The organism is Microbacterium sediminis, from assembly GCF_004564075.1.
Taxonomy (GTDB): domain Bacteria; phylum Actinomycetota; class Actinomycetes; order Actinomycetales; family Microbacteriaceae; genus Microbacterium; species Microbacterium sediminis.
On sequence record NZ_CP038256.1, the window covers coordinates 2,519,623 to 2,541,067 of the forward strand.

Below are 21,445 nucleotides of genomic sequence, written 5' to 3' on the forward strand. Positions count from 1 at the left end.
ACCATGGAGATCACCCTGCAGTACTTCGACGGCTGCCCGAATTGGGAGATACTCGACCGCCGGCTTGCTGAGCTGCTCGATGGGCGATCAGATGTCCGCGTCACACGTCAGTTGGTCGAGAGCTTCGAGGATGCCGAGCGCCTCGGGTTCCATGGGTCACCGACCGTCCTCGTCGACGGCGTCGATCCCTTTGCCGACGAGCACGCCCCCGTCGGGCTCGCCTGCCGGGTTTTCCGTATCCCTGCCGGGCTGGCGGGGTCTCCGACTGTCGAGCAGCTGCGCGAAGCGCTATCCGGGCCGGGCTCGGACGGCTGATGCTCGATCAGGCGAGAGCGGAACGGAGAGCCGGGTAATCGGACCATTCGCCGCCGGCGAGACGCGACCATGAAGCGGCGGACGCCGTTGTGATGCCAAGGAGATCCGAGACGATCCGGGGATGCAATTGCCGAGTGAGCTCGATGAGCGCTGTCGTACGGGCGCTCCCGGCAAGCAGGCCTTCGGCGCGAAGGCGACGGCTGAGCGGCCCCGGGGTGAGGTGACGGCCCGGGTTCCTGCCGGGGAACAACCACCCTTCGGGATGGTGCTGGGCAGCATCGACAAGTTCGACGATGGCGTCGCCGAGGATCTCGGGGAGCTCGATCGGCTCGGCTCCGACGGTGAGTGTCACGGGCTGCGAGCTCGTATCGACCTGTGTCCGTGTGATCGTGACGATGCGGGTCAGTTGGATCCCGTAGAGCAACACGAGGAGACCCGCGGCCCGGGTCTTCGGATCCAGGTCGGGATCGGACAGGAACCAGCGGGCCATCTGCCAGCGGTGGTCGGAGGCGTAGTCTCGCCCTTCGAGGCGATGGGCTCGGAATTCGACCCGAAGGGTGCTCAGTCGGTGCTTTCGGAGCCAGCGAGTGAACGGTGCCAGCGCGTCGCGTTGGCTGGGCGAATCGGTCAGATAGGCGTCGAGCCGGCGCTGCGGGAACGTGGCCAGCGTCTTCTGCTGCGCCCGGATCTCCCTAAGGAGCGCGGCACAGTACTTCAGCGCGGCCCGTTGCCTTTGAAAGCCGGCGGCGGGGCTGGATTGACTACGTGTTCGAGTGGACCGGAGGAGCTCCCAGGTGCAGTAGCGACGAAGGATCAGCCGGTCCTCGGAGTGGTCGATGTCGTCGAGCCAGTCGTTGAACCAATGGTTGAAGCGTGTTGCTTCGACGTCGAGCTCCGGGAGCACTCCCGAGCGGACCAGAAGCGAGAGGAGGAACGCGACGGCCTGTCCTGACTGGGCTCGGGTAATGATCGCCTCGGCGGTGAGCGGCAGTGCTCCGTCCGCGAGCTCGCGGAGCACGCTCGCGCACTTGCTCCTGTGCAGCCAGCGTTCGAGCGATGCCGCCTTGCTGTGATGCGTGAGCAGGTAGTCCGCAAGGGGGTGAAGGTCCGTCCGAATCTCTCCCGCGTCGTCGGCGAGCAGCTGCTGGATTGCAATGGGCCGGCGGCATTCGACGCAGAGGTGATGCTTGCGGATCTCCTCGATCGAGCCGCAGCCAGGACAAGCCATCGTCACCGGCGCACCCGCGCAGTCAGCACAGACCTTCTGGTCATTCATGAACCCGGTGAGGAACACCCTGCGCCCACACTCGGGGCAGGGCTGGGGTCTGCGCATCGCGTAGTAGCAACGCGCGCAGACCCGTCGCCCGTCAAGGTGGGAGGCGACGCGGCCAGGCTCTCCGCAGAGCCCACAGGTCTTGATCGGTGCGGTGTAACAGGCCAAGCAGACAAGTTCCGGGCGGCGGACGATGATCGTCGCATGCTGACCGCACCGCGAGCAGTCGCCGAACGATCGAGGGTCGGCTCGCCAGCAGTCGCGGCAGAAGCGCTGCCCGTCGATCGTGCGCTGCACGGGTCTGACCCGGCCACAGGAAGCGCAGGATACCGACCGGGCGTTCCGCTCGCATCGGGAGCAGTGCCGACCACCGTTCGGTGTCTTGTGTGGAAGACGGACCGCGCGGCTGCACGACTCGCACGTGGGCAGCACAACCCGGCCTGCTCCTTCGTCGACCAGCGCGTGGGCCAGGTCCTGGACGGTCGCCGGCACGTTCGCATGCCGCCCCTCGAGAACGCCGGGCTGCTTGAGCAGCGCGAGCTCGAGAAGCCGCTGCGTCAGCGGTACCGGCGCGACCGAATGCACGATCTCAGCGAGACGCTCGGACGAGATCTCGGGAACAAGGGGGTGGATGAGGTCGACGACTTCCGCGACTCGCGGCTGCTGCGGAGGCTTCGCCACCATCGCTACTTCGTACGTGGCCGGCGGATCGTCGCGCGAACGGGGCGGAGATCGCCGATCGACCCGCGCGTCGCTTCTTCGCCCACGGCCACAGGGGCCGATGCCTCCCGGCGAGTGATCGTCACGAGATCGTCGAGTGAGCACTCCAGTGCATCGCACAGAGCAGCGAGGACGTCGAGACGCACCCGCTGGGGTGGCTGCGTCACCAGCCGATACACCTGCTCTCGGGACAGGTCGATGCCACGCTCCTCGAGCAGAGGCTTCAGCTTGGAGGTCTGGAAGATCCCACGCGAGGCCATCACACTGCGAAGATTCCATCCGGTATCGAGCTCAACGGTCATCAGCTTCTCCTTCGATGAGGGCCTTCAGGGCTTCGGCGAGCACCCGGTTCTTGTAGTCCGAGCTGACAGAGGCGTAGATCGAGGTCGTCGACGCGTGCATGTGTCCGACCTGCTCCTGGACGAATCGATCGGCGTAGCCGAACTCCAGCAGATGCGTCACATAGGAATGCCGGAGGCTGTGCAGCGTCAGATCCTTCGACAGGCCGGCCTCGTCCCGCAGCTCCGCGAATCTTCGGTCGAGATAACCGGCGGACAGACGAGTGTGGCGCTCGGTCACCCAGAGCGCGTCGAGGTTATCTCCGGGCGCGAAGCGCTCCCGGGCCTGCTCGAGCCATTGCTGCATGCCGGGCACCCACCAATCGAACTCCGGCACCAGCAGCACGGTGCGCCGTCGTGGCGCGCCGCCGCCCGCGGCCTTCGCCCACCGCACGTGGATCGCACCAAAGTGCCCCCACTGGCGCATCTTCGCGTTGTGGTGCAGATCGACGGTATCGAGCATCACCGCCTCGGTGCGGCGCAGACCGAACGCGTACACCGTCTTCAGCAACTGGGCATCCCTCAGCGCGCCAAGCGCACCCTTGCGACCCGACGCCACGAGTAGCTCAACGCGCGCATCGGCGTGTCGAACAGGCGCTCGATCTCCTCATAGGTGAACGGGCGACGCTTCCCATCGCCTTCGAACTCGAACCGGTGCGCCACCGTGTTCCACGGCAGACACACTTGCGAGGGGACGTCCCCAAACTCGCGATCGCAGATCTCCATCCAGTCGTACAACGGGTTCGTGAGGTAGTCGCAGAACCCACGGATCGACCCATGATTGGCGCGCATCGTCGATAGCGTCCGAGTGCGGCCACCGGACTCCGCAGTGAACTCATCCACATCGGCCACCGTCCACCTCCACGGCGGCTTGTCCACGAAAGCACGGAACCGGGTCACCGTCGCTGTCCGATTTCGGATCGTCTGCTCACGAAGCCCCCGGGACAACTGCTGGTTCTGCCAGCCCTCGATCATCGCGTTGAAGACCTGTGCCTCAGGGTTCGCCATAGCGACGTTCGAGGCTGAAGTGATCAGTCGAAGCGCCGCTGGAGAAGCCCCAAAGTCTTGCATTAGATGCAACAAAGTATGGGACAGTGCATCACCATGTCAACCCCGCACTCGGCATCCGCAAGATCGCGCTGTTATTGTCAGAGCAGTTCGGCACCAAGCAAGACGAATAGGCGTCGTTTGCAAGCGTGAACAGTTGCATTCACTGCAACACGCGATGGTTCGCCGCACTTCCTTTCTCACCACCGTAAATCCGCAACTTCTTTACGCGGGATTTCGGTGTTTCGCCTCTTGCGCCCGGCGCATCCTGGAGGCAGGACAGGAAGGAGGCACATCATGTCCATGACCGTGAATCTGATCGAAGACGAGGATGCCCTCGACCACGTCGGTCGCCCCTACTGGTTCGACCGTCACCCGTCGCAGGCCGAGGGCGAAGACGTCTGAGCGCACCGCGAACGACAGAGACCCCGCCGACGTCGGCGGGGTCTCTTCGCGTGCGGGCGGAGCCGATCAGGCGCTCACGGCGCCGAGCACCTCTCGCTCGAGGCGGGCATAGCTGGTCTCCATGCCCTCGACCATGCCGGTGTCGAGGATCATCTGGCGCGTGTCGGCGTCGGGATAGGTGATCACGATCGACAGCAGCGTGCCGCCCTCCACCGGGGTGAGCGTCAGCTCGTTGCGCGTCGGCTCGCCGGGCATGCCGATCATCGCCTCCGTGGTGACCTCGCGATGCGGCGAGGCGGACTCGATGAGCTCGCCCTCGAAGCCGAAGCCGTCGGATCCGTCCTCGCGGGTCCACTCCTGGCGGTAGCGGTCGCCCACGTTCTGCGCGACGTCGGCGACGGTCATGACCCAGCCGTCGGGACCCTTGAGCCACTGCTTCACGAGCTCGGGTTCGTGGTGGGCCCGCCAGACCTGCTCGACCGTGCCGCGAATCACCCGGGTGACGCGCGCCTGGGTGTCGCCGATCAGCTGCAGCGAGGCCGGCAGGTCGGCGGCGAAGCTCTGCAGGTCGGCGAGGACGTCGTCCATCTGCCCCATCGCCTCCTTCGTGCCCTCCTCCATGCCCATCTCGATGAGCTGCTCGAGTTCCTCGAGGGACGGGAAGGTCGTCACGCTCACGACCCGCGACCCGCCCGGGGTCTCCTCGAACGAGAAGGTCATGAGCATGGTGGGCATGTCGGTGTTGAGCGATCCATCCTCGCGGGCGAAGCCGTCGCGCACCGTGAACGATCGGCCCTCGTCGACCGCCTGGAAGTGCCACAGGCCGCCCGAGCGCTCGCCGTCGGGGCCGGTCATGTAGTAGTTCGAATAACCGCCGGGGAACACGTCGTGCCGGGTGAAGGTGGCCGGCCATCCGGGAGGTCCCCAGAACCGCTCGATCTGCCGCGGATCGACATACGCGTCCCACAGCCGGCGGACCGGCACGGGGAAGTCGGCCGTGATGGTCATCGTGAGTGCGTCGAGGTCCTTCTCGACGGAGGTGAGGGGCATGATGCGCCTTTCGTGGATTCTGTGATCAGTCTTCGGCGAGCAGGGCGTCCAGCCGGGCGATGCGGCCCCGCCAGATCTGCTCGTATCGGTCCAGCAGCGCCTGCGCGCGCCGGATCCGGTCGGGGTCTCCGCGGACGATGCGTTCGCGGCCCTGCGGGTGCTTCGTCACGAGGCCCGCTCCCTCCAGCACCGCGACGTGCTTCTGCACGGCCGCGAAGGACATGTCGTAGGCGGCGGCGAGCTGCGACACCGTGGCCTCACCCTCGAGGGTGCGGCGGAGGATGTCGCGGCGCGTCGCGTCGGCGAGGGCCCGGAAGATCCGATCCACCTCGTCGTCGGAGAGCTCAAGTTGTGCAACCATTTGGTTGTAGGTTACTCCGTCCGGAGCGCTTGTCAAGAGGGGATCTCGCGCCCCGGAGATCCCTCTGATCAGCCGCTTTTCGCCGCCCGTTTCCGCGACCGCCCAGGAACGCGGCCTACCCTGGAAAGGTTGGCATCGCCCCACGGGCGGTGCCCGAGAGGGGGAGACAGATGTCCGACCAGACCGATTTCGAAGCCCGCGGCGACGAGCGCCCCACCCCGACGGCGGCCACGATGCCCGCCTGGCGGCGCGTGCTCGGGCGCTTCATCCCGGCCCTGCGCGGACCGCGCCGGCTCACCGTCGACGACGTCACGGTGGTCGACCGTCCGATGCTGCGCCGCGCAGTGGCGGGCACCGTGGTGGGCAACCTCATGGAGTGGTACGACATCGGCATCTACGGCTACCTGGCCGTGATCATCGGGCGCATGTTCCTGCCCGACGCCTCGGAGGGCGCGCAGTCGCTGTTCTCGCTCGGCGTGTTCGCCGTCACGTTCGTCGCCCGCCCCGCCGGCGGCGTGATCCTCGGCCAGCTGGGCGATCGCCTCGGCCGCCAGCGCGTGCTCGCCTTCACGCTGATCATGATGGCCTCGGCCACCTTCCTCATCGGCGTGCTGCCGGACTACTCGGTGATCGGTGCGTGGGCGCCGATCCTGCTCATCGTGCTCAAGCTGGCGCAGGGCTTCTCCACCGGCGGCGAGTACGCCGGCGCGACCACGTTCATCACCGAGTACGCACCCGACAAGCGCCGGGGCTTCTACGCCTCGCTGCTCGACCTGGGCTCGTACATGGGCTTCGCGATCGGCGCCGCGTTCGTCTCGGTGCTGCAGGTCACGCTGTCGGAGGACGCGATGGAGGGCTTCGCTTGGCGCATCCCGTTCCTCGTGGCGCTGCCGCTGGGCCTCATCGCGATCTACTTCCGCCTGAAGATCGAGGACACCCCGGCCTTCCAGGACGCCAAGACGCACGCCGACGAGGCCTCGGCGGCCGCGCAGGCCTCGCCCGATGCGCCGAAGGGCGTGCTCGACCTCATCCGCTCCTACTGGCGCGAGCTGCTGACCGCCTTCATCCTCGTGGCCGCCGCCAACACGGTCGGCTACGCGCTGACGTCGTACATGCCGACCTACCTCACCGGCACGCTCGGCTACGACGAGGTGCACGGCACGCTGCTCACGCTGCCGGTGCTCGTGCTCATGTCGCTGTGCATCCCGCTCACGGGCGCCCTGTCCGACCGGATCGGCCGCCGGAAGGTGCTGTTCATCGGATCCGTGTCGGCGATCGTGCTCGCGGTGCCGTCGTTCCTGTTCATGATGCACGGCGCCATCTGGTCGACCCTGCTCGGCCTCGTGCTGCTCGCGATTCCCGTGACGTTCTACGTCGCGAACCTCGCGTCGTCGCTGCCGGCGCTGTTCCCCACGTCGTCGCGCTACGGCGGCATGGGCATCTCGTACAACGCCGCGGTGGCGATCTTCGCGGGAACCGCTCCCGTGATCATGGAGTCGCTCGTGCAGCTGACCGGCTCGTCGCTGGCGCCCGCGTTCTACGTGATCGGCACCTCGATCGCCGGCTTCATCGCGGTCGTCGTGCTGCGCGAGTCGGCGCGCCAGCCGCTGCCGGGCGCGATGCCGAGCGTGGCCACCGAGGAGGAGGCGATCGAGCTCGTGCGCACGCAGGACGACAATCCGGATCTCGACCTCGACGAGCTGTTCCCGGAGCGCCGCGAGGGCTGATCGGGACCGGCGGCGAACGTTACGCCGCGTTTCGCGCGGCTTCGCCCTGACGGGCGGGCGGCCTAGCGTGGTCGGAACGTCATCGATCCGAGAGGAACCGCCGTGTCCACGCCGCTGCCGCACATCCGCCCCGCCGAGGTGCGTGAGCGTGTGGCGTGCATGTGCGCGACCGGCGGCGCCTGCTCGTCGTACGCGCCCGGCCATGCGCTGCACCTGATCCAGGCGCGCATCGCGTCGGCCACGCCGGCCGAGTGGGTCGACGGGATCGTCGAGGCCGCGGATCCGCTCGCGGGCACGCTCGTCGTTCGCTCGCTCGACGGCGACGTGCTCGAACTGTGGAACGGATCCGGCGCCGCGCTGGAGGCACCGGCCGGCACCCCGGTCGCGGTGCACCGCCGGTACAGCGTGCTCGCCGCGGGCCGGGCGCGCTTCAACGTCGCGGCCGCGTGACCCGGAGCGCGGCGGGCGCGTGAGCGGGCTAGCCGCGTGATCCGGAGCGCCGCGGGCGCGTGAGTGGGAGCGGGCTAGCCGCGTGATCCGGAGCGCCGCGGGCGCGTGAAAAAGGCGGCCTACAGCCGCTCTTGACGGGCTCCGCCGCCGGGCGGATCATGAGAGCCACATCGGGCCGTTCGGCCCGACTGCCCACGGCGCACCACCCGGATGACTCCCGAGGCACACGATGACGGACCCCGAACCGCATGATGAGCAGGAGGGGGCGGCCGCGGTCGCGGAGCAGTTGCGCGATATGAGCCGCTCGCTCCGGAACACCGACGACGAGATCGACACGGATGCGCTCGCCGGCGAGCTGGATCGTCTCGCCACGTTCGTGGGTACCGGCGCGAGGTGGGAATGCCAGGTGCAGTCCCCCTTCGCCGAGATCTATGCGGTGGGCCTGAAAGACCATGGGCCCCTCGCGTACCTCTGCCGCCACCCCGAACCTCACACGTTCACGGGATGATGACGACGGCGCTGCTGTCGACTCCCGCTCTCGGATTCGCCTTCGCGGCGGGCGGGGCAGGACTGGCGTGGCTGTGGTTCACCGGGCTGGGCTCCGTCGCCCTGATCGTGGTCGTCGCTCTGCTGCTGCTCGGATATCTCTTCGGCCGGTGGGCGGATGAGGCGCTGCCGGAGCACCCGGTGCGGGCGGTCAGGCTCATGGACGGGCAGGTGCTGGCGATTGCGGCCCTTACTGCCGCGGCGACCGCGATCGCGATGGTTGCGGCGGCGAGCATCGTGGCGCCGGAAACGCCGGCGGGAGCCGGCCCCGACGTCGCGCGGGCAGCCGCCGAGCTCCGGTCCGTGCTCACCGCGCTCGCGACGGCGCTCACCGCCTTCATCACCGGGCTGGCGTATCGGGCCGAGAACGTCGATACGTCCATCGGCAACCGCGTGCGGGCGATGTTCTACGACGCGTACCCCGGCGAGAACCCCACACCGGAAGCCCGCGAGGCCGCGGCCCGCCGCGTGCGGAGGCGGCGCGTGCTGCCGGCGGGGTCCGCGGCTGAGACGGCCGTGTACTCCGATGGCGCGATCCCCGACTGGAGTCGCGCCAACCGGCTCCTGCGGGCGCAGCGACTGGAAGCCGCGCTCCGCCCCGTCCCCGAGCCCCCGGCGGCCTGAGGACGGACACGAAAAAGGCGGCCTATGCGGCCGCCGTCATCTTGTCCTTCATCGCCATGCAGGCGTCCATGCACGCCTGGCACGCCTGCATGCACATGCGGCACACGTCGCTGTCGGTGTGCGGCGCGCAGGCATCCATGCAGGCCTGACACATGGCGATGCACGCGTCGAGCATCGCCATCATCGAGTCCGCGGTCATGCCCTGCATGCGCAGCATCGATCGCATCGTCGTGTGGCACATGTCGGCGCAGTTCATGCACGTCGGCGCGCAGTCCATCATCTGCGTCGCGCAGATCGTCGTGGCCTGCTCGGCGGCCGCGCACGCGTCCATGCACTCCTGCATGGTGGCCATGTCCATCGACGCCATTCCGGGCATCGACATCATGTCCTTCGACATCGCATCCATCATCATCGCGTCCATCTCGCACCTCGTTCCTTGTGGTCGCAAGGCGAGCGGGAGCGCCCGTCTCGCGGCCAGGATAGAGCGGGCCGGCGCGGGTGCGGAAGGGGTTGCGGCGGGGCGCTCAGGTCGTGGGCGCGGCTGGCCCGATGCTCGCCGACCGTGGTGTCAGATCGACGCGACCATCGAGATCACGAACCCGCGTCGAGGCGGTGATCGTGCACGGCGGAGCTCAGGTGCGTGCCGTTGATCTCGAGGTAGAGCTGACCCTCGGTGACCGAGAGCGAGACGGTGTTGCGGCGGGCGAGCGCGGCGACGGCGTCGTCCACGAAGCCGGCGTCGAACGCGCGCACGAGGAGCTCCTCGGCGCGGTGGATGCGCTTGCCGGCCCACGCGACCATGAGCTTCTCCGGGTCCCGCTGCGTGTAGACCACCGCGCGGTCCGCGAGCTTGCTGCCGAAATGGAGGCGCTCGGCGTCGGGCGCACCCACCTCGATCCACGCCGTGACGCGGCCGGTCAGGTCGCGCACGAGCACGGCCGGCTCATCCGTCGAGGAGATGCCCTCGCTGAAGGCGATTCCCTCCTCGAACTCGAGGCAGTACGCCAGCAGGCGCATGATCATGTTGGCGTCCGTCTCGGACGGATGCCGTGCCACGCGCAGCGTGAGGTCGTCGTAGACCCCGCGATCCACGTCCGCCAGCTGCACGTCGAACGTGTACATCGTCGCTCCGAGGGCCATGAGGTTTGAGCCTACGCGGCCCGATCCGGCACGCGGCGCTACGCCGCGAAGGCGGCGGGCGTGGTGCCGAGGGTGCGCCGGAAGTGGCGCGTCAGGTGCGCCTGATCGTGGAAGCCGACGGCGACGGCCGTCTCGGCCGGCGACAGTCCGCCCAGCAACAGCCGCCGCGCGCGATCGACGCGGCGGCCCGTCACATACCGGTGCGGCGCGATCCCGTAGGCCCGCGAGAAGGCGCGCACGAGGTGGCTCGGGTGCGCGCCGAGGATGCGCGCCGCCTCGGCGATCGTGAACGACTCCGTCAGGCGGTCATCGAGCAGCACGCGCAGCCGCCGCGCGAGGGGCGTGTCGCGGGCCGATCCGCTCGGCGACCCGAACCGATCGCGCACGATGTCGGCGAGCGCGAGCACGCCTCCCTCGGCGGCCATCGCGTCGCCGGGATTCCGCAGCGCCTCGTGCACGCCGCGGACCACGCGGAGCGCGCGCGGATCACCTAGCGCAGGACTGTGCACCGCGGCATCGACCGCGGAGGCCGGGAGCCAGTCGGCGTCGAGGTACAGCACGCGCTTGCGGAACGCGGTGCCCGCGATCGCGGATCGGCCGTCGTGCGGCACGTGGGGCGGCAGGATCGTCAGCGCGGACGGTTCGGCATGGTGCGTCGCGTGACCCAGGTCGTACACGACGGCGCCGGAATCGATCAGCAGCACCGCCCAGTCTCCGTGGGTGTGGGCGGGGTAGCTGTGCTGCTCGAAGCGGGCGTGCAGCACCTCGCTCACGAGCGGCACGTCGGGATGCCACGCCTCCACGCGATCGGCCATGCAAGAAACGTACAAGACCCCCGGGTGGGGGCGGCAACGGTACCGTGGGCGCATGCCGAACGAGAAGCTCGCGAGATCGTTCGAGTCCACGGGCGAGGACTATGACCGATACCGCCCGGGGTTTCCGATCGAAGCCGCGGACGCGATCGCACCGATGGGAGTGCCGGTCGCCCTTGACCTCGGAGCCGGTACCGGCAAGTTCACGGAGCGGCTGGTGGATCGCGCCGACCGAGTGCTCGCGGTCGATCCGTCGGCACGGATGCTCGCGGTGCTCCGCGCGAAGCTGCCCTCCGTCGAGACGCACATCGGCACGGCCGAGCACATCCCGGTACCGGATGACTCGGTCGATCTCGTGACGGTCGCGCAAGCATTCCATTGGTTCGACCGAGAGCGGGCATGCGCCGAGATCCTCCGAGTGCTGGTGCCGCACGGTCGGCTGGCATTGCTGTGGAACGGCCCCGATCCCGCGTGCGCCTGGGATCAGGCCTGCTATCGCGTCGCTCACCCATGGGTGAGCGACTCATCGCTCGCGCCCGCCCCGGCCGACGATTCGCTGCCCGGATTCGAGCTGCGGGCTCGCACGGCGATCTCCTGGACGGATCAAGTGACCCGCTCGGACTATCTTGCGCGCTGGCAGACCGTGAGCACGTTCCTCGCTGCGGAGCCTGCGGAGCGCGACGCCATGACCAGCGAGATCGAACGGATTCTCGACACGGATCTCGACGTCGCGGGGCGCGAGACCTTCGACCTCCCGCACGTCACCGACGTCTACGTGTACGGCGCGCTCTGACGGCCGGGCGTCCGGCGGCCATGCAAGAAACGTACAAGACCCGCGGGCAGGCGCGGCGCGAGACTGACGCCATGACCGATCCCTCCGTCACCACCGATGCGCCCGCTGCCGTCCGCTTCGACACGAAGGTCGTCGTCGTCCTCCGCGCCGGCCTGCTGCCGTGGCAGGAGCTCAATGTGACCGCGTTCCTCATGAGCGGGATCTCGACGAGCGCCCCGGGCCTCACGGGCGAGCCCTACCGCGACGCCGACGACACCGAGTACCTGCCGATGCTGCGCCAGCCGGTGGTCGTGATGACCGCCGACGCCGCCACGCTCGCCGCCGCCCGCGCCAAGGCGATCGCGCGCGAGATCCCCGCGGCGATCTATACGGAGGAGCTCTTCGCGACGGGACACGACGCCGCCAACCGCGCCGCCGTCGCCACGGTCCCCGCCGCCGACCTGAACCTCGTGGGGATCGCGCTGCGCGGCCCTCGGAACGTCGTGGATCGGATCGTGAAGGGCGCCCGGATGCACGACTGACCGGGAGTCAGCCGCGCTTCCGGGACAGCTCTCCCCAGGATCCGAGGGGCATGTCGATCGCCCTCTCGTACGTGGCGACATCGATCAGCCCGCGGTCATGCAGCACGTGCAGCGCGATCGTCCGCTCCTTGAGGCGAAGGGCCTCCTCCCGGCTCGCCTCCTCGGCCTCACGCTCCACCGCCTCCTCGGTCTCCGGTCGCGACGCGAGGAACACCAGCGCACACAGGATCACGCTCAGCACGGCGCTTGCGAGGTTTCCGACGAACACCGCGGTCGTCACCGGCAGACCGGGGGTCCACAGCAGCGCCGTCGCGGCGATCGACACCACCGGCGCGACGACCGCGACCGTGGTCACGAACACGCTGCGCCGACGCTTCTGCGCCCACAGCATCAGCGCGGTCAGCGGGAAGGCGACACCCGCGGGCGACGCCACACCGGCCCCGATGAGCAGCGCGTCGGCGACATCGGAGTCGGTCTCGCGCGACGCGCCCCACAGCAGCCCGAACGCCAGAAGCGGGGCGACCGCCGGCACCAGCATGAAGAACACTCCGGCGACGAACTGAGCGACCGGCATCCCTTCGCGCGACCGACCCCTCGCCTCGGGCAGCGGGCGCGCGAGGATCTGCTGCTCGACGAGGCCCAGATCGATCGGCTCATCGAAGCGCGCCGTCCGCGCCCACGCGCCGACGGACTCGGTTCGCTGCATCGGGGTTCCTTTTGGTGTCCTTTTCGGGTGTGCGGCTACGCCTGTGCCGATTCGAGCATGTCATTCACGATGCGAGTCGCGGCGATCAGCTGGGCCACGGAAAGGTCGGGAACCTTCACGTACCGGTAGACGAAGGCGGGTGCGAAGTGTCCGAATCGGTCCGGGGGCCGCACCACGTCGTCAAGAGGCGCGAGGGCCTCTCGCAGGGGCGAGAAGTCGAACAGCTCGGGGTGGGCGGCCGCGAACTCCTCGCGTGCGCGCTTGTCCGAGTCGGAGCGCCCCGCAAGGTGGGGGGTCACGACGAACAACCGGAACTGCCCCTCCTGGTACTGCCAACCGGCTTCGATCGGGACGTCGTCGCCGACGCCATCAAGACGGACGACGCGCTGCCACTCGACGAGTGGATGCCCATGGGTGATGGTGGCGCCGGTCCATCCGATCCGTGGACCTTCGACGGCGATCCTCTCCTCCACCCGCCGCGCCCGCAGCTTTCGAAGTGCCATGCGGGTCTGCTTCGAATCGATCTCGGCGAGCTCCGAGTCGTCGAGCCACGCGGATTCGTCGGGCGCGCGAACGATCGTCGTGTCGAGCAGAGCGCTCAAGAGCCGGACGACCCGCGAATACCGCCTGACCGATTCGATCTCGTAGCTGCTCCGGTCGCCGCTCTCGGCGAGAGCAACGTCGATCCGCTCGGACAGCTCCTGATAGCTGAGGTACGTCCAGCCCTCCACCGTTTCGCGCGGCGGCGACATGCTCAGGAGCACGTGCTGCGCAGGCGCGCCCTTCCATCGGGCGGTCTTGCCACGGTATGCGTCGAGCTGTGCCCGCTCGGGCAACGAGAACACCTTGTTTTCGATGACCAGCGGCGCAGCACCGGGCCAATGCATCACGAGGTCGAGATTCTCGCGCTCCCGTTCGACGTGCCTCTCGGTGATGGCGCTCGAGGGGTCGTCGGTCGTCAGGTCCCGGAAGACGGCAGCCGCCAGGTCTGGGAGCGCGTCGAAGAACCAGGCGAGGAAGTTGCTGTGGAAGAGTTCCCGCTGGCCGTACATGATCCGTGCGAGCGGCTCGAGGTTGAGCTCGTGAGCGATCGCCGCCAGCGGCTTCTTCTGTGCCCGAGGGATGCCATCCAGATAGAGGCGCACCGGGTTCGCCGCGCCGCGCGGCGGCGCGAGCCGCTCAACGCTCGTGCCGACGACGCCCAGTTCGGGAGCCGGCACACCATCGAAGCCCCATCGCCCCTTCTCGGGCCCCGCGTGCCACGCCTCGATCCGGTACGCGCCGCGGACGACACCACCCGCGACTCCGAGCGCGTACACGGCCCGCTCCCGCGTCTCTGCTCCTACTCGCCAGTACATCCGGGTCGCGTCGTACGTTGCCCGCGCGTCCGCGTCCGGCGACCAGGCACGGTTGATCACGAACATCACGGTGGGCTCGGAGATCGCGGGGATCGGGTCAGGCGTCGCCACGATCGCAATCTATCCGGCCCGGGTCAGGCCCGCCTCAACGCGACCCTTCCGCCGCCATCTCCGCGCCGGCGTCGGAGCTGGTGCGCGGCGTCCGCGCCGGCGTCGGAGATCTGCGGGTTGCAGCCCCGGCAGACGCGCCCCGGGGGCGAATTCTCCGACGCTGGCGCAGCGCCGCACCAGAGGCTCCGACGCCGGCGCGGAACGAGCGCAGCTCCCGGACAGCAGAAAACCCCTGGCGAGCCAGGGGTTTTCGGTGGCGGTGACGGTGGGATTTGAACCCACGGTAGGGGGTTACCCTACACAACTTTTCGAGAGTTGCACCTTCGGCCGCTCGGACACGTCACCGGGATCGAGTTTACGCGACGTTCTCCTGCGACGCCAATCGACGCCTGCCCGCACCGATGTCGCCGGCCCGGCGTAGCCTGAGCGCATGTCGCCCACGCCCACGCGAGTGCTGTGGATCGCCGTGCTCGCGTCGTTCGTCGCGTTCCTCGACGGGACGATCGTGAACGTCGCGCTGCCGGCGATCGATCGCGAGCTGGGCGGCGGGCTGTCGACGCAGCAGTGGGTGGTCGACGGGTACCTCGTCACGCTCGGCGCGCTGATCCTCGTCGCCGGCTCGGTGAGCGACGCGTTCGGGCGGGCGCTCGTGCTGCGGATCGGACTGATCGGGTTCGGGATCGCCTCCCTGGCGATCGCGCTGGCGCCGGATCCGCTCATCCTCGTGATCGCGCGCATGCTGCAGGGCGCCGCGGGCGCGTTCCTCGTGCCGAGCTCGCTCGCCCTCATCACGTCGACGTTCGAGGGACCGGCGCAGTCCCGGGCGATCGGCACGTGGACGTCGCTGACCACGGGCGCGATGATCGCGGGTCCGCTCATCGGCGGGCTGCTCGTCGACCTCGCCAGCTGGCGGCTGGCGTTCCTCATCAACGTCATCCCGATCGGCATCACGCTGTGGCTCATGCGCGACCTCGCCGATCCCCCGCGGCACGCCGATGCCCGCATCGACCTGATCGGCGCCGCGCTGTGTGTGCTTGGCTTCGGCGGGCTCGTGTTCGGGCTCATCGAGCAGCCCAACCTCGGCTGGTCGCATCCGGCGATCATCGGCTCGCTCGCCGCCGGCACCGTCCTGTTCGCCCTCTTCCTGTTGCGCCAGCGCACCGCGCGCCACCCGATCATGCCGCTCGACGTATTCCGCGTGCGCAACTTCTGGACCGGCAACGTCGCGACCGCCCTCATCTACGGCGCGCTCTCGCTCAACGGCTTCGTCGTGGCGATCTACCTCCAGCAGGGCGCCGGCCTGTCGGCGACGCTCGCGGGCCTCGCCAGCCTGCCGACGACGATCCTCATGATCCTGCTGAGCTCGCGGATCGGTGCCCTGTCGGGCCGCTGGGGCGCGCGGATCTTCATGACGGTCGGGCCGATCGTCATGGGCGTCGGATCGCTCCTGCTGCTGAGCGTCGCCCCCGCGTTCGACTACTGGTGGCAAGTGCTGCCGTCGATGATCGTCTTCGGCCTCGGCCTGTCGATCACCGTGTCACCGCTGACCGCCGCGATTCTCGGGGCGATCGAGCCGGCCCGCAGCGGCATCGCGAGCGCCGTCAACAACGCCGTCTCGCGCGTCGCGGGGCTCGTGGCCGTCGCGGCGATCGGCACGATCGTGGGCGGCACGCTCGACCTCGACGGCTTCCACCGCGCCGCGATCGTGGTGGCGGCCCTCATGGTCGCCGGCGGCGTGGTGTCGTGGCTCGGGATCCGCGACCGGGGGTCCTCGCCCGTCGACGGCTGACGGGAATGTCGGAGGGCGACCGTAGCCTGGATCCATGGCCTCGAAACGACCCGCCCCCGCCGCCTTCCGCTGCACGGAGTGCGGCTGGACGGCCGCCAAGTGGGTGGGCCGCTGCGGCGAGTGCCAGCAGTGGGGCACGGTCGTCGAGGCGGCGCAGCCGCAGGGGATCACTCGCCGCGTCGAGTCGATGATCCCCACGGCCGCCGCGATGCCGATCACCCGCGTCGAGACCAAGGACGCCCCGCGCCGGCCCAGCGGCATCGGCGAGTTCGATCGGGTGCTCGGCGGCGGCGTCGTGCCCGGCGCGGCGATCCTGCTGTCCGGCGAACCCGGCGTGGGCAAGTCGACGCTGCTGCTCGAGGTCGCCGCCCGCGCCGCGGTCGAGGGGCGCCGCGTGCTCTACGTCAGCGCCGAGGAGTCCCCGGCACAGGTGCGACTGCGGGCCGAGCGCACCGGCGCGCTCCACGATGAGCTCTTCCTCGCCAGCGAGACGGATCTCGCCACCATCCTCGGTCACATCGACTCCGTGCAGCCGGAGCTCGTGATCGTCGACTCCGTGCAGACCGTGTCGTCGTCGCTGTCGGAGGGCGCGGCCGGCATGCCGGGGCAGGTGCGCGAGGTCGCCTCCACGCTCATCCGCGTGGCCAAGGAGCGCGATCTGCCGATCATCCTCGTCGGGCACGTCACGAAGGACGGCCAGGTGGCCGGCCCCCGGCTGCTCGAGCACCTCGTCGACGTCGTGTGCCAGTTCGAGGGCGATCGGCAGACCGCCCTGCGCTTCGTCCGTGCGCTGAAGAACCGGTTCGGCCCGACCGACGAGGTCGGCTGCTTCGAGATGACCGGCGACGGCATCGCGGAGGTGCCCGATCCGAGCGGGCTGTTCCTCTCGCAGGGTTCCCCCGAGCCCGGCACGTGCGTCGCCATCGCCCTCGAGGGCCGCCGCGCGCTCCCGGTCGAGGTGCAGGCGCTCACCATCCCGACGAGCGCCCCGAACCCGCGGCGCGTGGTGCACGGCGTCGACTCCTCGCGCGTGGCCATGGTGCTGGCGATCCTCGAGCGACGGGCGGGCATCAAGACGAGCGATCAGGACGTGTACGTCTCCACCGTGGGCGGGGTGCGGTTCACCGAGCCGGCGGCCGATCTGGCGATCGCGGTTGCCGTGGCCGGGTCGGTGCTGGGCTTCAAGGTCGCGCGCGAGGTCGCGGCCGTCGGCGAGCTCAGCCTCGCGGGTGAGGTGCGGCCCGTGACCCAGGCGGCGCAGCGGCGCACCGAGGCCGCGCGCCTGGGCTATCGGCACGTGGTTGACGACGGCGCCAAGCGCCTGCGCGCCGCGCTCGAGCAGATCCGCGCCCACGCGCCGCGGACCCTCGACGACGTGCCCGCGTTCTGACGGCGGGCGGCCACGGCCGGGAGCCGCTTAGCGGGAGCGGCGCGCACGCCCCCGGCGCGACGTCCAGAACGTCAGCAGCGGGATCAGCACGCCGGCCAGGCACACGGCGAAGACGAGCCAGTCGTTCATGCCGTCAGTGTCTCAAAGCTCGAGCGCACGCAACAGGTCGTCGGGCGAGGCCTGCATCGGGTGCGGGCCGGCGATGTCGATGAACACCGTGGTGATCTCGTCGCCGTGCACCGTGAGGAAGGTGCGCAGCCAGTCGGGCGAGTACACGCCGAACGCCGGCGGCAGGTTGGCGGGCTTGTGGCGCACGTCGCTGAACAGCAGCAGCGCCACATCGCCGGTGGCCGGATCGCGGAAGGTCCAGACCTCGCCGCCCTCGAGGGGGTTGTCGCGCGGGCCGGCCTTGATGAGCGGCACGATCGTGTTGCCGTGGCGCAGCGCGAGCGCGACGGCGGCCATGTCCTGCTTCTCCAGGGCGAGCGCGAGGGCCTCCGAGCGGACGTCCTTGTCGGTCAGCTTGGCGGGCTTGCGCTTCTTGGCCATGCGTTCCAGCGTACGCGGCGGGCGCGGCGATCCCTCAGTACGTGGCAGCCGACGGCAGCCCGAAGAACTCCTCGAGCGTGTGGTATCCGCCCTCGTGGTAGGCCGTGGCGAGCTCCACGCCCACGTACCGCAGGTGCCACGGCTCGGCCACGTAGCCCGTCGTGCCGGTGGCGCCGTCCTCGTAGCGCACGATCCAGCCGAAGCGCCACGCGTTCTGCGCCGTCCACTCCGCCTGCCGCGTGCCGCCGAACTCCCCCAGCGTGCCGCAGCCGGGATCGCACGCCACCACGTCGGCGGCGAGCCCGGTCTGGTGCTCGCTGTACCCGGGGCGCGCCGAGACGTCGTCGGCGCCGTCGCGTCCGCGCATCGCCACCTGCGAGCCGTAGGCCGACACCTGCGTCTGGTACGAGCGGAACCCGCTGTCCAGCGCGATGCGGCCCGCCCCCTCCGCGGCCGCGGCCTGCACGAGCGCATCGAGCGCACCGGCCGCCTCAGCGGCGAGGGAGCGGCCCGACACGGCGGGCGCCGCCGGGTACCCCATCGCGTCGGGGGCGTAGTCGATCGGCACGAGCGGGCGCTGCTTGTTCACCACCACCCACGGCCAGCGCGCGTCGTCGAGCGGCACACACGGCGCCGCGCCGGCCGCCACCTGCTCGCGGAACGACTCGGCCCCGCCGAACGCGGCGACCACGGCCGGGGCGTCACCCGACTGCAGTGCGTCGGTCACGGCCGTCTGCGCGCACGGCTCCACCGCCGCGACCTGCGCGATCGCGGGCACGGGCAGCTCGCCGACCCCGACCGGTGCGGGCGGCGCCGCGACCTCCGCGTCGGCCCCGGTCGTGCCCATCCCGCCCGCGACGCCCGCGCCGAGCACGACCCCCGCCACGGCCGACAGCGCCAGCGCGCCGAGCAGCCAGCGGCGACCGCCGCGCGGGGCGCGGTGCTGGGCCAGCGGAGAGGTCATCGGCGCTCGGTCACCCCAGGATGAAGTACGCGGTCCACGGCGAATCCACGCCGCCGATCGAGACGTTCAGGTGATACGACGCGCCCCCGCCCGGCGCCCGCGGCCGGTCGGCGGAGTCACACGTGTCCTCGCGCGAGCGGGTGCGGTCCCACACCAGCGGCTCGGAGCTCGTGACCTCCTGGCCCGCCGCGAGCGTGACGATCATCTCGGCCGGGTCGCTCTGGCAGTGCGTGGAGTTCCACCACAGGTCGCTGCCGCTGGTGATCTCGAACCGCTGCTGGTTGGTGCCGACGTTGAAGGTGCAGTCCACCGATCCCGTGTTCTTCAACCGGATCGACAGCTGCGGATTCTCATCCCAGGCGTACCACTCCTTGTCGGTAACCGGAGAGACCTCGATCACCTTGGGGTCGCACGGCTTCGGCCCCGTATCCTCCGTCTCGGTCGGCTTGGGCTCGGGGGTGGGCGAGTCGGTCGGCGCCGACGTCGGATCGCCCGTGGGCAGCGGCGTGCTCACCGTCTCGTCGCCCTCCGGCGCCGCGAACATATCGGCGATCAGCCGCCACGGCTGCGCGATCACCGCCCACACGATGCCGCCGATCAGCGCGAGCGCGATGAGCAGCACGAACAGCCGTCTGCGCCGGTAGACGGCGGGGGTGGGACGGCGGGTGGCGGTCACGGTTCCAGGGTATGTCGGCGGCTCGACCGGCGAGCCCTACAGCCGCTTGAGCATGCGCGTGTTGCCGAGGGTGTTCGGCTTCACGTGCGCCAGGTCGAGGAACTCCGCCACGCCCTCGTCGGGACTGCGCACGAGCTGCGAGTACACGTCGGGGTCGACGATCTGCTCGGCGATCGGCGCGAAGCCGCGCCGAGTGAAGAAGTCGACCTCGAAGGTCAGGCAGAACAGGCGGGTCACGCCGAGCTCGCGCGCGTTGTCCTCCAGGCGCTCCACGATCCGCCGGCCGACGCCGCGGTGCAGCCAGTCGTCGCGCACGATGAGCGTGCGCACCTCGGCCAGGTCCTCCCACATCACGTGCAGGGCGCCGCAGCCGATGACGCGCCCCTCGGCCTCCGCGACGACGAACTCGTGCGTGGCCTCGTACAGCACCACGAGGTCCTTGCCGAGCAGGATGCGTCGCTGCACGTACGGCTCGAGCAAGTCGCGGATCTGCACGATGTCGGCCGTGCGGGCGGGCCGCACCAGGAACTCGGTCATCGTTCCAGCGTATTGGCCGGATCCTCGACGCCACCTGCGCGGGGCCGGGGGATGTCGCGGATAGAGTCCTCGGGTACGTCCCCGCCGTCGAAGAGGTCTCATGTCGTCACCGGAACCGCAGCCAGGGCAGCGCGTGGTGATCCGCTATTCCGACAACGGATCGCCGACCGATGCCGTCGGCTCCGTCGCCGGGACGTCCGCGGACGCCGTCACGGTCACCACCAAGCGGGGGCCGGTCACGATCGCCCGCGACGCGATCCTGCTCGTGCACGAGCTGCCGCCGGCGCCGACCCGGCCCGGCGCGCTGCACCAGATCGTCTCGGCGGAGGACCTGCAGCGCATCGCCGCGAGCACGTGGCTGCCGGCGGACTCCGCCTGGCTCAACGCCGAGAACCTGCGCCGCGAGGAGCTGGACGACGATGCCACCCCGCTGCAGGCGGGCTGGCTGCTGCGCGCCAACGGCGGCGTCACCCATCGCGCGAACTCCGCGCTGCCGCTGGCCGATCCCGGCCTGCCGCCGGAGACCGCACTGGATCTCGTCACGGCCTGGTACGCCGAGCGCGACGCGAAGCCGGCGTTCCTCATCCACTCCTCGGCCGGCACGACCGATCTGGCGCCGGCGTGCGCCGCGATCGCCGGCCACTTCCGCGGCGCGGGGCTCGTGCCCTCGACGCCGTCGCTCGTGCTCACGGCCGCGACCCGCGAGGTCGCCGCCGGCGCCGGCCGCCCCTCGGAGGCCGCGCCGTCGGGCCTGGAGATCGTCGAGCACGACGAGCCGCACGACCTGCACTTCGCGGCCTGGGGCCGCCCCCGCGGGTCTGCGGAGCACGACGCCTACCGCACGCTGCTGCTCAGCCCCGAATCGCGCACGTTCTTCTCGGCCGTCGCGCGCCGGCCCGACGGATCGTCGTCGCTCGTCGGCGTGGTCCGCCTGGCCGTGTCGCACAAGTGGGCCGTGATCTCGGATCTCGTGGTCGCGCCGGAGCTGCGGCGGCGCGGCGCCGGCCGGGCGCTCGTGCGCGCGGCCGCGGCCGGGGCCGCCGTGCGCGGGGTGCGGTCGGCGCTCGTGCAGGTCGACGCCGCGAACGAGGCCTCGCTCGGGCTGATGGCCTCGCTCGGCTTCACGGAGCACCACCGGTACTGGTACGCCGTCGCGGGGTGAGGCCGGGCGGTCTCGACTCGCTTCGCTCGCTCGACCCGTCTCCGCTCCGGCGCTGCGCGCCTCCGGTCGACGAGCCGCGGG

25 protein-coding genes and 1 tRNA gene are annotated in these 21,445 nt (G+C 70.1%); 10 read left to right on the plus strand and 16 right to left on the minus strand.

Going from position 1 to position 21,445, the window contains the following annotated elements:
• Nucleotides 1-3 precede the first annotated feature (3 nt).
• Nucleotides 4-315, plus strand: a complete 312-nt coding sequence (locus tag E3O41_RS12070; RefSeq protein WP_067025018.1) for an alkylmercury lyase — start codon at nucleotides 4-6, stop codon at nucleotides 313-315.
• 7 nt (nucleotides 316-322) lie between these two features.
• Here E3O41_RS12070 and E3O41_RS12075 read toward each other — a convergent pair whose 3' ends face one another.
• From E3O41_RS12075 to E3O41_RS12095, 6 genes are all read right to left on the minus strand, one after another.
• On the minus strand, nucleotides 323-2,272 hold the full coding sequence (locus E3O41_RS12075) for a zinc finger CCHC domain-containing protein (protein WP_240482310.1): 1,950 nt from the start codon (nucleotides 2,270-2,272) through the stop codon (nucleotides 323-325).
• A 2-nt stretch (nucleotides 2,273-2,274) separates the two neighbouring features.
• A complete protein-coding gene (locus tag E3O41_RS12080; RefSeq protein ID WP_067025022.1) occupies nucleotides 2,275-2,610 on the minus strand; it encodes a helix-turn-helix domain-containing protein in 336 nt (111 codons plus the stop codon).
• Nucleotides 2,600-3,157 (minus strand): tyrosine-type recombinase/integrase, encoded by a 558-nt coding sequence (locus E3O41_RS14450; protein ID WP_276204025.1) that lies wholly within the window; start codon nucleotides 3,155-3,157, stop codon nucleotides 2,600-2,602. The genes E3O41_RS12080 and E3O41_RS14450 overlap by 11 nt, the downstream gene beginning before the upstream one ends.
• 11 nt (nucleotides 3,158-3,168) lie before the next feature.
• The gene (locus E3O41_RS14455) at nucleotides 3,169-3,654 is read right to left on the minus strand and encodes a hypothetical protein (protein WP_240482311.1); all 486 of its coding nucleotides are present in this window, start codon (nucleotides 3,652-3,654) and stop codon (nucleotides 3,169-3,171) included.
• 510 nt (nucleotides 3,655-4,164) lie between these two features.
• Nucleotides 4,165-5,148 carry an SRPBCC family protein gene (locus E3O41_RS12090; protein ID WP_067025025.1) on the minus strand — a complete coding sequence of 328 codons (984 nt, stop codon included), beginning with the start codon at nucleotides 5,146-5,148 and terminating at the stop codon, nucleotides 4,165-4,167.
• Nucleotides 5,149-5,173: 25 nt separating this feature from the next.
• Complete coding sequence (locus E3O41_RS12095; protein WP_135012461.1) at nucleotides 5,174-5,509, minus strand: ArsR/SmtB family transcription factor; 336 nt, start codon at nucleotides 5,507-5,509, stop codon at nucleotides 5,174-5,176.
• Nucleotides 5,510-5,742: 233 nt separating this feature from the next.
• Here E3O41_RS12095 and E3O41_RS12100 point away from each other — a divergent pair, with 233 nt between their 5' ends.
• The 4 genes from E3O41_RS12100 (at nucleotide 5,743) to E3O41_RS12115 (ending at nucleotide 8,856) form a co-directional block, all read left to right on the plus strand.
• The gene (locus tag E3O41_RS12100) at nucleotides 5,743-7,236 is read left to right on the plus strand and encodes an MFS transporter (RefSeq protein ID WP_179954888.1); all 1,494 of its coding nucleotides are present in this window, start codon (nucleotides 5,743-5,745) and stop codon (nucleotides 7,234-7,236) included.
• Nucleotides 7,237-7,338: 102 nt separating this feature from the next.
• Nucleotides 7,339-7,686: a hypothetical protein gene (locus tag E3O41_RS12105; protein ID WP_173849895.1), complete on the plus strand. Its 348-nt coding sequence runs from the start codon at nucleotides 7,339-7,341 to the stop codon at nucleotides 7,684-7,686.
• Nucleotides 7,687-7,915: 229 nt separating this feature from the next.
• Entirely contained in the window at nucleotides 7,916-8,194 is a 279-nt protein-coding gene (locus E3O41_RS12110) for a hypothetical protein (protein ID WP_067025031.1), read from the plus strand.
• The gene (locus tag E3O41_RS12115; RefSeq protein WP_067025034.1) at nucleotides 8,191-8,856 is read left to right on the plus strand and encodes a hypothetical protein; all 666 of its coding nucleotides are present in this window, start codon (nucleotides 8,191-8,193) and stop codon (nucleotides 8,854-8,856) included. The genes E3O41_RS12110 and E3O41_RS12115 overlap by 4 nt, the downstream gene beginning before the upstream one ends.
• A gap of 22 nt (nucleotides 8,857-8,878) precedes the next feature.
• Here E3O41_RS12115 and E3O41_RS12120 read toward each other — a convergent pair whose 3' ends face one another.
• The 3 genes from E3O41_RS12120 to E3O41_RS12130 all read right to left on the minus strand — a co-directional run bounded on the left by E3O41_RS12120 (nucleotide 8,879) and on the right by E3O41_RS12130 (nucleotide 10,811).
• Nucleotides 8,879-9,277: a four-helix bundle copper-binding protein gene (locus tag E3O41_RS12120; protein WP_067025037.1), complete on the minus strand. Its 399-nt coding sequence runs from the start codon at nucleotides 9,275-9,277 to the stop codon at nucleotides 8,879-8,881.
• Nucleotides 9,278-9,447: 170 nt separating this feature from the next.
• Nucleotides 9,448-9,996 (minus strand): YaeQ family protein, encoded by a 549-nt coding sequence (locus tag E3O41_RS12125; protein WP_067025041.1) that lies wholly within the window; start codon nucleotides 9,994-9,996, stop codon nucleotides 9,448-9,450.
• 38 nt (nucleotides 9,997-10,034) lie between these two features.
• Nucleotides 10,035-10,811, minus strand: a complete 777-nt coding sequence (locus E3O41_RS12130; protein WP_067025044.1) for a helix-turn-helix transcriptional regulator — start codon at nucleotides 10,809-10,811, stop codon at nucleotides 10,035-10,037.
• Nucleotides 10,812-10,863: 52 nt separating this feature from the next.
• Between E3O41_RS12130 and E3O41_RS12135 the strand changes: the two genes are divergently transcribed.
• Nucleotides 10,864-11,601 (plus strand): class I SAM-dependent methyltransferase, encoded by a 738-nt coding sequence (locus tag E3O41_RS12135; RefSeq protein WP_067025047.1) that lies wholly within the window; start codon nucleotides 10,864-10,866, stop codon nucleotides 11,599-11,601.
• Nucleotides 11,602-11,672: 71 nt separating this feature from the next.
• Complete coding sequence (locus E3O41_RS12140; protein WP_067025050.1) at nucleotides 11,673-12,122, plus strand: DUF2000 family protein; 450 nt, start codon at nucleotides 11,673-11,675, stop codon at nucleotides 12,120-12,122.
• A 7-nt stretch (nucleotides 12,123-12,129) separates the two neighbouring features.
• On the opposite strand, the gene E3O41_RS12145 is transcribed toward E3O41_RS12140, so the two are convergent.
• The 3 genes from E3O41_RS12145 to E3O41_RS12155 all read right to left on the minus strand — a co-directional run bounded on the left by E3O41_RS12145 (nucleotide 12,130) and on the right by E3O41_RS12155 (nucleotide 14,642).
• Nucleotides 12,130-12,828, minus strand: coding sequence for a hypothetical protein (locus E3O41_RS12145; protein WP_067025053.1), 699 nt, complete (start codon nucleotides 12,826-12,828; stop codon nucleotides 12,130-12,132).
• A gap of 35 nt (nucleotides 12,829-12,863) precedes the next feature.
• On the minus strand, nucleotides 12,864-14,297 hold the full coding sequence (locus E3O41_RS12150; protein ID WP_067025056.1) for a PD-(D/E)XK nuclease family protein: 1,434 nt from the start codon (nucleotides 14,295-14,297) through the stop codon (nucleotides 12,864-12,866).
• A gap of 254 nt (nucleotides 14,298-14,551) precedes the next feature.
• Nucleotides 14,552-14,642 (minus strand) — tRNA-Ser (locus E3O41_RS12155).
• An 85-nt stretch (nucleotides 14,643-14,727) separates the two neighbouring features.
• On the opposite strand from E3O41_RS12155, the gene E3O41_RS12160 reads away from it, so the two are divergent.
• Together E3O41_RS12160 and radA are read left to right on the plus strand one after the other, a co-directional pair.
• Nucleotides 14,728-16,086, plus strand: a complete 1,359-nt coding sequence (locus E3O41_RS12160; protein WP_067025059.1) for an MFS transporter — start codon at nucleotides 14,728-14,730, stop codon at nucleotides 16,084-16,086.
• Nucleotides 16,087-16,120: 34 nt separating this feature from the next.
• On the plus strand, nucleotides 16,121-17,476 hold the full coding sequence (gene radA / locus E3O41_RS12165) for a DNA repair protein RadA (RefSeq protein WP_067025062.1): 1,356 nt from the start codon (nucleotides 16,121-16,123) through the stop codon (nucleotides 17,474-17,476).
• 141 nt (nucleotides 17,477-17,617) lie between these two features.
• Here the strand turns inward: radA and E3O41_RS12170 are convergent, their stop codons facing one another.
• Genes E3O41_RS12170 through E3O41_RS12185 form a run of 4 tightly spaced genes read right to left on the minus strand, consistent with a single transcriptional unit; the run spans nucleotide 17,618 to nucleotide 20,202 of the window.
• Entirely contained in the window at nucleotides 17,618-18,025 is a 408-nt protein-coding gene (locus tag E3O41_RS12170; protein WP_067025065.1) for a dehydrogenase, read from the minus strand.
• A gap of 34 nt (nucleotides 18,026-18,059) precedes the next feature.
• Nucleotides 18,060-18,989 (minus strand): M15 family metallopeptidase, encoded by a 930-nt coding sequence (locus E3O41_RS12175; RefSeq protein WP_067025068.1) that lies wholly within the window; start codon nucleotides 18,987-18,989, stop codon nucleotides 18,060-18,062.
• Nucleotides 18,990-18,999: 10 nt separating this feature from the next.
• Complete coding sequence (locus tag E3O41_RS12180; protein WP_083990864.1) at nucleotides 19,000-19,665, minus strand: hypothetical protein; 666 nt, start codon at nucleotides 19,663-19,665, stop codon at nucleotides 19,000-19,002.
• A gap of 36 nt (nucleotides 19,666-19,701) precedes the next feature.
• Nucleotides 19,702-20,202 carry an amino-acid N-acetyltransferase gene (locus E3O41_RS12185; RefSeq protein WP_067025070.1) on the minus strand — a complete coding sequence of 167 codons (501 nt, stop codon included), beginning with the start codon at nucleotides 20,200-20,202 and terminating at the stop codon, nucleotides 19,702-19,704.
• A 100-nt stretch (nucleotides 20,203-20,302) separates the two neighbouring features.
• Between E3O41_RS12185 and E3O41_RS12190 the strand changes: the two genes are divergently transcribed.
• Nucleotides 20,303-21,364 carry a GNAT family N-acetyltransferase gene (locus E3O41_RS12190; protein ID WP_135012465.1) on the plus strand — a complete coding sequence of 354 codons (1,062 nt, stop codon included), beginning with the start codon at nucleotides 20,303-20,305 and terminating at the stop codon, nucleotides 21,362-21,364.
• The last annotated feature ends 81 nt before the right edge of the window (nucleotides 21,365-21,445 follow it).